Here is a 14,027-nt window from a genome sequence, read left to right as displayed (position 1 = left end):
CTGCGGGACCGTGGGGTCGGTCCGGGCGATGTCGTCGCGCTGGGTTTCACCCGTTCGATCGAGTCGGTGCTGGCGGTGTGGGCGGGGGCCAAGACCGGCGCCGCCTATGTTCCGGTCGACCCGGCGCTGCCCGCGGACCGGATCGCCTACCTGGTCGCCGACTCCGGCGCGGTGCTCGGTCTCACCTGCTCGGCGCACCGGCAGGCATTGGGCGACGGGATCGAGTGGGTCGAGATCGATGCCGCGCCGCACCGGGATCGGATCGCGGCGCGTCCGGCCCACCCGATCTCGTATGTCGATCGGGTGCGTCCGTTGACCGATCAGCATCCCGCCTACGTCATCTACACGTCAGGGTCGACCGGTCGGCCCAAGGGCGTCGTCGTCACCCACACCGGTCTGGGTGCCCTGGTCGCGGCGGCGCGGGAGCGTTATTCGGTCGACGCGGACGCCAGGGTGCTGCACGTGTGCTCGCCGAATTTCGATGTCTCGGTGCTCGAGCTGCTGCTGACGTTCAATTCCGGCGCCACCCTGGTGGTCTCTCCCCCGACGGTGTTCGGCGGTTCCGATCTGGCCGTGTTGTTGCGCCGGGAGCGGGTGACTCATGTGCTGATCACCCCGGCGGCGCTGGAGTCCGTCGATGTGCACAGGCTGGATGCGTTGCGGGTCGTTGTCGTCGCCGGTGATGCGTTCGGACCTGCCCTCGTCGACCGGTGGGCGGTCGGTGGCCGGGCCTTCTTCAACGGGTATGGCCCGACCGAGGCCACCATCCTGGCGACCGGCAGCGCCGAGTTGCTGCCGGGAATGCCGATCACCATCGGTTCGGCCTTCGCCGGAGTGGGTGCGATGGTGCTGGATTCGCGGTTGCGGCCGGTCCCCGCGGGCGTCGCGGGTGAGTTGTATCTGTCGGGAACCGCGCTCGCCCAGAGTTACCTGGGCAGGCCGGCGCTCACTGCGGATCGGTTCGTCGCGGCGCCGTTCGCCGGTGCGGCGGGGTCGCGGATGTACCGGACCGGTGACCTGGTTCGCCGCACGTCAGGCGGTGACCTCGAGTACCTCGGCCGTTCCGACTTCCAGGTGAAGATCCGCGGGTTCCGTATCGAGCTCGGCGAGATCGACACGGCGCTCACCGCGCATCCGGATCTCGAGTACGCCGTCACCATGGGAGTGACAGCGGACTCCGGTGCGACCGTGCTGGTGTCGTATGTGCTTCCCCGCCAGGGTGTTTCGGTCGATACCGAGGAGGTGGCCCGCTTCGTCGGGTCTTCCCTGCCCGGTCATATGGTGCCGACCGTCATCGTGGTGCTGGACGAGATCCCGCTGACGCCCAACGGAAAGCTCGATCGCGCTGCGCTGCCCGCGCCGGTGTTCGGTGCGGTTGGGTCGCGGGCGCCGGAGGGTCCGGTCGAGACCCGGATCGCGGAGTTGTTCGCGCAGGTGCTGGGTGTCGAGCAGGTCGGTGCCGAGGATTCGTTCTTCGCGTCGGGCGGCGACAGCATTCTGTCCATCCAGCTGGTGACGCGGGCGCGGGCGGCGGGTATCTCGTTCACCCCGCAGGATGTGTTCGCGCAGCGGACCGTGGCCGGGCTGGCGCGGGTGGCGGTGCTGGGTGGTGAGCAGGCGCCTGCGCTGCCGGAGTTGCCGGGTGGTGGTGTGGGTGAGATCCCGCTGACCCCGGTGCTGGCCGCTTCGCTGGCGGGCGGGCGGGTGTTCGGCCGGTTCAGTCAGCAGATGGTGCTGGCCTTGCCTGCCGGCATCGACCGGGACGGCGTGCTGAGCGCCCTTGCCGCGGTGGTCGATCACCACGACACGCTGCATGCGCGTCTGCGGGAGGTCGACGGGCGATGGCTGCTGGAGACGCTGCCGCCGGGCGCTGTCGACGTGAACGAGCTGCTCACCCGCATTGATGTTCCGGCGGGCCGGACCGAAGACGAGCTCGCCGATATCGCCGCGGCCGCGATGGATTCCGCGCTCGCCTCGCTGGACCCGCAGGAATCCCGGATGATCGCCTTCGGGTGGCTGTCGCGGGAGGACGGTCAGGATGGGCTGATCGTCGCGGCGAATCATGCGGTGATCGACGGTGTTTCCTGGCGAATCCTGTTGTCGGATTTGGTTGCCGCGTGGGCGCAGTACGCGGCCGGGCAGCCGATTGTGTTGCCTGCGGTGGGGACCTCGTTCCGCCGGTGGGCGCACGCACTGTCCGATGCGGCGACGGGTCGCCGCGCGGAGCTCGACCATTGGCAGCGCACGTTGGCGGTGCCCGATCCGCTGCTCGGTGACCGGCCGCTCGATGCTGCCGTCGATACCGCGTCCACGGTGCGGACTTTCGGTGTCACGGTGCCCGCCGATGTCACGCACGCGGTGCTGACGGAGTTGCCGACGCTGTATCGCGCGGGCGCCGAGGACGGGCTGCTGGCCGCGCTGGCCCTGGCGGTGCGTCTGTGGCGGGGCCGCCGCGGGGTCGATGCGCCGGCGACGCGGGTCCGTCTGGAGGGTCATGGTCGTGAGACGTCGGTGGTCGACGGCGCGGATCTGACGCGGACGGTCGGCTGGTTCACCAGTATGTATCCGGTCGCTCTCGATCTGAGCGGGATCGATGCGGAGGCCGCGTGGCGTGGTGGCGAGGCTACCGCGGCGGTGGTCAAGGCGATCAAGGAACAACTGCTTGCCGTGCCACACAAGGGCATCGGCTTCGGCATGCTGCGGCATCTGGACACCGAATCCGCGGCCTCGCTGGGCGGTGCGCTCGGCCAGGTCGGCTTCAACTATTTGGGTCGTGTGTTGGCAGGCGAGGTGGCGGAGAAATTCGCCGACGCCGGGTGGCTCCCCACCGCCGACTGGGGTGAGCCCGCGGCTGAGCAGGATCCTGCGCTGCCCGCTGCCGCTGTCGTGGACATCAACGCGCTGGCCACCGGTACCGACGCGGGTGTGAAGTTGCGGGCGTCGTTCTCCTACGCGTCGGGGATCATCGATGAGGCGTCGGTGCGGGAGCTGGCCGACTGCTGGACGGCGGCGCTGACGGTCTTGGCTGATCATCTGCGTGATCCGACGGCCGGTGGCCTGTCCCCCGCCGATGTTCCGCTGGTGCGGGTCACCCAGGCAGAACTGGACCTATGGCAGCGTGAACGTCCCGGGTTGAGTGATGTGCTGCCGCTGGCGCCGTTGCAGCTCGGATTGTTGTTCCTCGCGCAGGTTTCGCCGTCGGATCCGTATCTGGTCCAGTTGGCTGTCGAGCTGGCGGGCGAGGTGGATATCGATCGCTTGCGGCGGGCGGCGCAGGCCGTTCTCGACCGGCACGCGATCCTGCGCACGTCGTTCGGTTCGGCGGAGACGGGTACGCCGGTCGGTTTCGTCGCCGAAGGGGTAGCGGTTCCGTGGCGGATCGTCGACACCACCGAGGCCGACGCCGAGGCGTTCCTGGCAGCGGAGACGCGGATCGGCTTCGACCTGTCGACGGCGCCGCTGCTGCGGTTCACCGTGTATCGCCGCGCTGACGGCGGGATGCATCTGGTGCTGACCGCCCACCATCTGCTGGTCGACGGCTGGTCGATGCCGTTGCTGATGCGGGAACTGCTGGTCTGCTACGCGACCGACGGTGGGCCAGCGGTGCTGCCGCGGGTCCGGCCCTATCGCGACTATCTCGCCTGGCTGGACGGCCAGGATCGCTCGGCCGCGTTGGCGGGTTGGTGCGAGGCGTTGTCCGGGCACGAGCCCACTGTGCTGACGGCCGCGGTCGCGCCGCCTGTCGAGCACGCAACCGGTTACGGGATGTCCACCCTCGAGCTGTCGTCGGCCGAGGCCGAGGTTCTGGCGGCGTGCGCGGCGGAAGGCGATGTCACGGTCAACACGCTGTTCCAGGCGGCGTGGGGGCTTGTGCTGGCCGGGGCGGTCGGCCGCGACGACGTGCTGTTCGGCGCGGTGGTGTCGGGGCGGCCGCCGCAGCTCGACGGAATCGACGGCATGGTCGGTCTTTTCGCGAACACCGTCCCGGTGCGTGTCCGGTTCGACGGCGACGCGTCGCTGGGCGCGTTGCTGTCGCGGTTGCAGTCCGAGCAGGTCGCGCTGCTCGACGGTCACCATCTGGGGCTGACCGACATCCAGCGGGCCGCGGGTGCGGGTGAGCTGTTCGACACGCTCATGGCGTACGAGTCGTACCCGGTCGACACCGAGGGGATGCGGCGTGCGCACGGGGCGATCGACGGGTTGGAGATCGTCGACGTCCAGGCCGCCAATGCCACGCACTATCCGGTGGCGGTCGGGGTAGAGGTGGGCGACGGAATCCGCGTCGGCCTGCAGTACCGGCTCGACACGATCGGCGACGATGTCGCGCAAGCACTGGCCCAGCGATTACGCGTGATCCTGGATGCGATCGTCGAGACGCCGGACCGAACCGTCGCAGAGCTCCTCGAGACCTTGATACAGGGCGATGACCCGCTCGCGCGGACCGCGTACTGGCGTGCCGTGCTCGCGGATCTGCCCGCGGAACTGAACCTTCCGGCCGACCGCCCGCGTCCCGCCCTGCCGGTGACGGCCGACGAGGGTGTCGGCTTCGCGATGTCCGCCGCTCTGCACCGGCGGCTGGGTGAGGTCGCCGATGCGCACCACACCACCGTGTTCTCCGTCCTCCATGCGGTCTTCGCGGTCCTGCTCGCGCGGCTGTCCGGCAGCCAGGACATCGCGATCGGCGCGCCGTGCCCGCAGGCGCCGGATGCACGGACGCTGGTGCTTCGACTACCGGTGCCGGGCGGTGCGCGCTTCGACGAGTTGCTCGCCGACGCCACCGAGGTCGCCCGGCAAGCCTTCGCTCGACCGGGGCTGTCGTCGGCGGAACTGACGGCCCTGAGCGCACCGGACGTGCGGGTCATGATGGTGCCCGAGGCGCGGCCGGTGGCGGCACCGTCCGATCTCCTGCTGAGCTGGCACACGAACCCGGAGGGCGGTCTCGACGCCGAGTTCGCCTTCACCGGTGCGCTGTTCGACCGGAACACGGTCTCGGTTTTCGCCGACCGGCTGCTGCGTCTGCTGATGGCCGTGACGGCGCAGCCACACACGGTGGTCGGCGAGCTCGCGATGCTCAGCGCCGGCGAAGTGGCGGCCCTGACCACGCGGCCAGCCTGCCCTGAACCCGCCGCGTTGTTCCCTGACCTGGTGTCGCGTGGTGTCGGGCTGGGCCGGGATCGGATCGCGATCCGGCACCGCGGCCGCTCGATCACCTATGGCGCACTGGACGCGCGGACCTCGCGGCTGGCTCGCGAACTGATCGCCCGGGGTGTCGGACCGGAAGTCGCTGTCGCCGTTGCCCTGCCGAGGTCTTCGGACATGGTCGTCGCCGCGCTGGCGATCGCGAAGGCCGGTGGCATCCACGTGCCGATGGACCCCGGCTATCCCGCACAACGGCTCGGGCACCTGGTCACCGATTCGGGAGCGGCACTCGGTATCACCGCGACCACGCACCTGAACGGTCTGCCCGTTGGCGTGGACTGGCTGACGCTCGATGACCCCGCAGTCGAATTGGCCTGTGCCGCGCACGACGCCACACCTGTCACCGATGCCGACCGTCTCGCGCCGCTGCGGGTGCGGCACCCCGCGTATGTCATCTACACCTCGGGCTCTACTGGCCTGCCCAAGGGTGTCACGGTGACCCACGCGGGCCTGGGCGATCTCGTGGACGAGGCGGTCCGCCGCTACCAGCTCGCACCGGATCACCGTTTTCTGCACATCTGCTCGCCTTGCTTCGACCCGTCGGTGCTCGAATGGCTGTGCGCGTTCTCCACCGGGACGACGCTGGTGGTCGTGCCCGCCGAGATCGTCGGTGGCGGCGAGCTCGCCGAGATCCTGGCCGCCGAGTCCGTCACGCACGCGATCATCACGCCCGCCGTGCTCGGCACGCTGGACCCTGCCGGACTCGACCAGCTCGAGCTCGTGTCGGTCGGCGGTGACGTGACCACGCCCGAGCTGCTGGCGAAATGGCAGCCGAACCGCCGCTACCTCAACGGCTACGGCCCCACCGAAACCACGATCATCTCCTCCTACGCCGAACTCGTTGCGGGACAGCGCATCACGATCGGCGCTCCGGTGCAGTCGACCTCGGCGATGGTGCTGGACGCCCGGTTGAACCCGGTCGCGCCGGGCGTCACCGGCGAGCTGTACCTGGCCGGGAACGCGCTGGCCCGCGGCTACCGAAACCAGCCTGCGATGACGGCGTCCCGATTCGTCGCCGACCCGTGGGGCGTCCCCGGGGCGCGGATGTACCGCACGGGCGACCTGGTGCGCCTGCGCCATGGCGAACTCGACTACGTGGGCCGCGCGGACACCCAGCTCAAAGTCCGCGGGTTCCGCATCGAGCCCGGTGAAGTCAATGCCGTGCTCGCCGGCCACGCGGACGTCGAATCCGCGGTGACGGTGGGCCGGACGACCGCATCCGGGTCGATGACACTCGTGTCCTATGTCCTTGCCGCACAGGACCGTACGGTCGATCCGGCCACGCTCACCGAGTACGCCACGCAGTGCCTGCCTGCCCACCTGGTGCCCTCGGCGATCGTGGTGCTCGACGCGATGCCGCTGACCTCCAACGGCAAGCTCGACCGTAAGGCACTACCGGAACCCGTCGCTGTGACCGCGATAGCCCGCGAACCGATGGGGGAACTGGAGACGCGCCTGGCCGACCTGTTCGCCCGTGTACTCGGCGTGCCGTCGGTGGGCGTGCACGATTCGTTCTTCGCGATCGGTGGCGACAGCATTCTGTCGATCCAGCTGGTCTCGCTCGCCAGGGCGGCGGGCATCGTTTTCACGACGCGGGAGGTGTTCGAGCACCGTACCGTGGCGAAGCTGGCCGAGATCGCCGCGCTCGACAGTCCTTCCGCGCCGATGCTGGCGGAGCTGCCGGGCGGTGGCGTCGGTGCGGTCGCGTTGACGCCGGTGCACGCCGAGTTCCTGACCGGCGGCTCCAGTGACCGCTTCGCGCAGACGATGGTCCTGGCGCTGCCCGACGACATCGATCGAGCCGGTCTGGTCGCCACCGTCGCCGCGGTGCTGCGTCACCACGACATGCTGCGTTCCCGCCTGCGGCACGACGGCGGCCGGTGGCAGCTCGAGGTGCTGCCTGCCGAGGCCGTCGACGCGAATTCGCTGGTGTCCGAACTCGACGCGGCCGACGCGAACGGCGCCGAGCTGACCCGGATCGGCAGCGCCGCAATGGATTCCGCGTTGTCGGCGCTCGATCCCGCGAATGCGCGAATGATCGCCCTCACCTGGGTGCGCAGGCAAGGCGCACGCGATGTGCTCGCGGTGGCCGCGCACCACTACGTCATCGACGGTGTGTCCTGGCGGATCCTGCTCCCCGACCTGGTCGTCGCCTGGGCGCAATACGCTGCGGGACAAGAGATCTCGCTGCCACCCGTCGGCACCTCCTTCCGCCGCTGGGCGCACGGCCTGGCGGCGGCGGACCGCACCGCCGAACTCGGCTACTGGCGACAGGTCATGTCCACCCCGGACCCGCTGCTCGGCCGACGCGCGGTGGACAGCGCGCTCGACACCGAGTCGACCATGCGGTCGATCACCGTGCAGGTACCGGTCGAGGTCACCGAATCGCTGCTCACGACCCTGCCCGCGCAGTACCGGGCGGGCGCCGACCACGCCCTGCTCACCGCTCTCGCCCTCGCCGTGCGTGACTGGCGTTCCCGGCGCGGCGTCGACTCCGCCACCCTCCGCATCCGGCTCGAAGGGCACGGGCGAGTGGAAGACGCCGTCCCCGGCGCCGATCTGACGCGCACGGTCGGCTGGTTCACCAGCGTGTACCCCGTCGTCCTCGACCTGTCCGGCATCGACGCCACCAGCATTGAGGGACTCGCAGCGACGGTGCGGACGGTCAAGGAACAGCTGCTGTCGGTGCCCGACAACGGCATCGGTTTCGGCCTCCTGCGCCACAATCCGGCCACCGAGAGCCAGCTGACCGGCGACATCGGCCAGATCGGCTTCAACTACCTGGGCCGCGCGACCGCAGCCACCCAACCCTCGGGTGACGCCGCCTGGCTGCCCACCGCCGATCTCGGCGACATCGACGTCGACTACGACCCCACCCTGCCCGCGAACGCCGTCCTCGACATCAACGCCATCGCCGTCAACACCGAGTCCGGTCTGCAACTCCAGGCGAGCTTCCGCTACGCCACCGGCATCCTCGACGAGCCCGCGGTACGGGAACTGGCCGACGAGTGGACACACCGCCTCGCGGCCCTCGCCGAGCACACCCGGCACCCGGACGCGGGCGGACTCACCCCCTCCGATGTCCCGCTGGTGCGGGTGTCGCAGACCGACCTCGATATCTGGCGCCACAGCTACCCCGGGCTGGCGGACGTGCTGCCGCTGTCCCCGCTGCAGCAGTCCCTGCTGGCCCTCGGCGAACTGCTCGACGAGTCGGTGCACGCCTACGTCATCCAACTCGTCGCCGACCTGACCGGCGAGCTGGACATCGACCGGCTGCGCCGCGCGGCCAGGACCGTCCTGGCCCGGCACGCCAACCTGCGCTCCGCGTTCGTCACCGCGCCCGACGGGACACCGGTGCAACTGGTGGCCGACTCGATCGAGGCGCCGTTGCGGATCGTCGGCGATGTCGCCGACACCGATCTGCCCACCCTGCTGGCCGCCGATCAGCACGCGGGTTTCGATCCGGCGATCGCGCCCCTGCTGCGATTCACGGTGTACGCCACCGGTTCCGGGCGTAGCCATCTCGTCCTGACCGGGCATCACATCCTGCTCGACGGCTGGTCCATGCCGCTGCTGATGAAGGAACTGCTCGTCCTGTACACGACCGACGGCGACGCGGCGGTATTGCCGCCGGTGCGGCCGTACCGCGACTACCTCGAGTGGCTCACCCGCCAGGACCGTGCGGCCGCGGAACGCGCGTGGTCCGAGGTCCTGACCGGGGTGCACCCGACCGTGCTCGCGCCGGAATTGACGTGGCCGCCCGCCTCCGGCGATGGTTTCGGTCTGTGCGAGTTCGAGCTCGACAGCGACCGGACCGGTGAGCTGACCGCGTTCGCCGCCGCTGCCGAGGTGACGCCGAATACCGTGTTCCAGACGGCGTGGGGTCTGGTCGTCGCCGCGAGCACCGGCAGTGACGATGTCGTGTTCGGCGCCACCGTGTCCGGCCGTCCACCGCATCTCGACGGTGTCGGCGACATGATCGGCCTATTTGTGGACGCGGTTCCGGTGCGGGTCCGGATCGATGCCACCGGCACGGTCGGAGAGCTGATCCGTGATGTGCAGGCCGAGCAGGCGTCGCTGCTGGATCATCACCATCTCGGGCTGGGCGCGATCCAGCGTGTGGCGGGGCTCGGTGAATTGTTCGACACCATGCTCGCTTTCGAGTCCTTCCCCGTCGACGTCGACGGTCTCCGGCAGGCGGGCGGCGCGCTCGGCGACCTGAGCATCGACGACCTGCGCGGCGCCGACCACACCCACTACCCGATCACGATCCTGGTGTTCCTCGGCGCCCGCACCCAGGTGCAGATCAAGTACCGCCGCGATCTCGTCGCCGATGCCACCGCACAGGCCGTCACCGACCGGCTCCGCACGGTCATCGACGACCTGATCGCCACACCGGACACCACCGCGACAGCCATCGCGCACCGGCTCCGCTCGGCCACGACCGATCCGATCACGCAATCGAGTTACTGGCGGCGGACCCTGTCCGACCTGCCCGGCCGGCTCGCGCTCCCCACGGATCGGCACAGCGAGAACAAGCAGCCGACCGGGCGGGGACGCACCCAGCTGCCGATCCCGTCGGCGGTGCACCGTGACCTGCGCCTGCTCACCGAATCCTCCGGTGTGACATGGTCGACGCTGGTGCGCACGACCCTGGCCGTGCTGCTCGCGCGGCTGACCGGAACCGGCGACATCGTGATCGGCGGGACGACGCCCGGCAACACCGACTTGGTGCTGCGTACCCAGGTGGACCCGGCCACCCGGTTCGTCGACCTGCTCGCACCGGCTCACCGCGCCGAGTCCGAGGGCCTGGCCCATGCCGGAATCTCCCACGCCGACTTGGCCATCCTGCTCGGTGCCGAGCCGGGGTCGCTGGGACAGGTGTCTCTCGTCATCGGCGACCTGCCAACCGATGACGCCGACCTCGCCGTGGCAGTGCTCGACGGCGACGCAGGCATGTCCATCGAAATGTCCTTCGCCCGAACACTTTTCGACGAGCACGCGGCCGACACCTTCGTCCGTCGTCTCCTGCGCCTGCTGAGCACGGTCGCGCAGCGACCGGAAACACCGGTGGGTGACCTGCCGCTGTCGGACCAGACGGAATCGGCGTTGCTGACCCGGATCGGGGACGGCGCGACACCGCCCGCGACCGGCACCCTGCCCGAACTCCTGGTCCGCGGCACCGGCTACGGACAGCACCGCATCGCGGTGCGCGACAACGGACGAACCGTCACCTACGGCGAGCTCGACGAAGCGTCCTCCCGCCTGGCGCGGGTCCTGATCGCCGACGGTGTCGGCCCGGAAACCGTGGTCGCGTCGGCGATTCCCCGCAGCTACGAGTCGATCCTCGCGTTCTGGGCCGTCGCGAAAGCCGGCGGGGTGTACCTGCCGGTCGACCCGAACTATCCCGCCGACCGGGTCCGGCACATGCTCGACGACTCCGGTGCGACGGTCGGCATCACCGTGGCCGCTCGCGTGCACAGCCTCGCCGGATCCGTGCGCTGGCTGGTCCTCGACGACCCGGCCGTGCGTTCGCGCATCGAGACCCGTGCGTCGACCCCGGTCCGCAACCGGGACCGCCGGGCGTCACTGCGCCGCGACCATGCGGCGTACGTGATCTACACCTCCGGCTCCACCGGTGCGCCCAAGGGTGTCTCGGTCACCCACGCCGGACTCGGCGCGCTCATCGCGCACTCGGCGAACCTGATGGGGCTGCGCCACGACCACCGGATGCTGCACGTGTGCTCGCCCAGCTTCGACCAATCGATCGAGGAGATCGGCACCGCCTTCCACCGCGGCGCCACCCTGGTCATCGCGCCGCCCGACACCGTCGGCGGCGCCGAACTGGACGACCTGCTGCGCACCGAACGGGTCACCCACACGATCATCACCCCCGCGCTGCTCGGCACCCTCGACCCCGCGGGCCTGCCGGACCTGGTGTGTGTGTCCGCCGGCGGCGAGGCCACCACCGCCGAACTCCTGGCCATCTGGCAGCCCGGCCGCTACTTCCTCAACGGCTACGGCCCGACCGAGGCGACCATCGGCGCGACCTACGCGACTTTGCGTGCCGGACAACGCATTTCGATCGGCCGCCCCGTGCCGGGGATGCGGGCCGTCGTCCTGGACGGCCGGTTGCATCCGGTGCCCGTCGGCGCCACCGGCGAGCTGTACCTGTCGGGCCCCGCCCTCGCGCGCGGGTATCGCGGGCGCAGCGCCGCGACCGCGGACCGGTTCGTCGCCGACCCCTGGGGCGTGGCGGGCGAGCGCATGTACCGCACCGGCGACCAGGTCCGGTGGGTCCGCGGCGCCGCGGCGGGCTCCTACGAACTGGAGTACCTCGGGCGCACCGATTTCCAGGTCAAGATCCGCGGCTTCCGCATCGAGCCGGGCGAAATCGACGCCGTCCTCACGCGGCACCCGCAGGTCAGTTTCGCGGTCACCGTCGGTGCACAGAACCCGGCCGGTGACACCGTGCTGGTGTCCTATGTGACCGGGCGCGACATCGATCCCGGCGCGGTGACACGGTGGTCGTCGTCGATGCTGCCCGCGCACCTGGTCCCGGCGGCGGTGGTCGTGCTGGACCGGATCCCGCTGTCCTCGGCAGGTAAACTCGACCGGAAAGCCCTGCCCGCACCGGTCTTCGCGGCCTGCCACTACCGCGAGCCGTCGACCGAGCTGGAACGGACGGTCGCCGAGGTGTTCGCCGAGGTGCTCGGCGCGGAATGTGTCGGCGCCGACGACAACTTCTTCGACCGGGGCGGCAATTCGCTGCTCGCGACCCGGTTGACCGCGCGGCTCGGCGCCGCCGTCGACCTCAGGGTGCCGGTGCGCGTATTGTTCGCGGCTCCCACGGTCGCCGAGTGCGCCAGGGAAATCGCCCGGCTGACCCGCACGGCCCACCGCCCCGCTCTGCGGGCGCAACCGCGACCGGATCGGCTGCCGCTCTCGCCCGCGCAGCAGCGCATGTGGTTCCTGAACCGGTTCGACACCCGCACCGCCGCCTACAACATTCCGGTCGTGCTGCGGCTGACCGGTGCGCTCGACACTGCTGCGTTGCGGCAAGCGTTCACCGATGTCGTCGCGCGACACGAGATCCTGCGCACGGTGTATCCCGTCATCGACCACACACCGGTGCAGGTCGTCCTGCCACCGGACCATCCCGACGTGCCCTGGTTGCGAGCCGACACCGCCGACAACGTGGAAATAGCAGTCGCGCAGCTGGTTTCGACGGTCTTCGACGTCACCGGCGCGGTGCCGTTGCGGGCCACTCTGTTCGAACTCGCACCCCAGGACTTCGTCCTGGCCATGACGGTCCACCACATCGCCGGTGACGGCTTCTCCGGTGGCCCACTCACGCGTGATCTGGTGACCGCCTACAGCGCCCGCGTGCAGGGCACGGCACCCGCCTGGGAACCCCTGGCCCTGCAGTACGCCGACTACGCCGTGTGGCAGCAGGCATTACTCGGTGACGAAGCCGATCCCACCTCGATGGCCGCGAGCCAGATCGCCTACTGGCAGCAGACACTCGCCGGTCTGCCCGATCAGCTCGAGCTCCCCAGGGACCGGGCGCGACCGCCGATCCAGTCCTACGCGGGCGGCCGGGTGCCGCTGACCATCGACGCCGCGACCCACGCCGCGCTCGTCGAGCTGTCCCGGGTGCATGGGGCGACCCTGTTCATGGCCGTGCACACAGCGCTGGCAGTCGTCCTGGCGGGCCTGTCCGGCACCACCGATATCGCGATCGGCACGCCCGTCGCCGGACGCGGTGAGGCCGAACTCGACGATCTGATCGGCATGTTCGTCAACACGCTGGTCTTCCGCACCCAGGTCGACGGCGACGCCAGCTTCGCTGAGCTGCTGACCCGCCAGCGCGAAATCGACCTACAGGCGTTCGCCAACGCCGACGTCCCGTTCGAACGCCTGGTGGAGGTACTCAATCCGGCCCGCTCCACCGCCAGGCACCCCGTGTTCCAGGTCGGCCTGTCGTTCCAGAATCTGGCCGAGGTGCGGATGGACCTGCCCGGCATCAGCGTCTCGTCGGTGGAACTGGACCGCGAGCTCTCGCAGTTCGATCTGCACCTGATCCTGGCCGACCGCTACGACACCGACGGCTCCCCGGCCGGGATCAGCGGCTACTGCACCTTCGCCACCGACCTGTTCGACGCCTCCACCGTCCGCGGCTTCCTCGACCGGCTCACCCGGTTCGTCGACGCCGTCCTGGCCACCCCCGGTGCGCCTGTCCACACGATCGATCTGCTCGCCCCGGCCGAGCGGTCCCGGATCCTCGACACCTGGAATCGCACTGCGCGACAGACACATCCGGACGCGACCCTCGCATCGCTGCTGGCCGCCACCGTAGCTGCCACGCCGGATGCGGTCGCGCTCGTCGCGGACGGTGCGCGCTGGACCTTCGCCGAACTCGACGCCCGCGTGAACCGCCTGGCGCGATACCTGGTCGCGGCGGGTGTGGGACCGGAGTCCCGGGTGGCGCTGGCCATGCGGCGATCGGTCGACCTGGTCGTCGCGATGTACGCGGTCAGCACCGCAGGCGGCGCCTACGTACCGATCGACCCCGAACAACCGGCGGCACGCTCGCAGTACATCCTCGACACCGCAGCACCGGTGCTCGTAGTCACCACCGCCGGCACCGGGTTCACCGCGCCAGGAACCCCGGTCCTGTCCGTCGAGCAGATCGAACTGTCGCAACACAGCGACGCCCCGCTCACCGACCGCGACCGCCTCGCGCCGCTACGCCCCGCGAACACGGCCTACGTAATCTTCACCTCGGGATCGACCGGCCGCCCGAAGGGCGTGGCGGTGTCCCACCG

General features: G+C 70.2%; 1 protein-coding gene. It reads left to right on the top strand.

What is annotated here, in order from left to right; all coding sequences use genetic code 11:
- Positions 1–14,027, top strand: a 14,027-nt coding sequence (locus ACFWPJ_RS09970; RefSeq protein ID WP_378849322.1) for an amino acid adenylation domain-containing protein, incomplete at both ends; no start/stop codon positions are given.

The organism is Nocardia sp. NPDC058497 (assembly GCF_042720195.1).
GTDB lineage: Bacteria > Actinomycetota > Actinomycetes > Mycobacteriales > Mycobacteriaceae > Nocardia.
The sequence above is the reverse complement of the archived record's forward strand: the minus strand, read 5'-3'. Positions and strand labels throughout refer to the sequence as shown.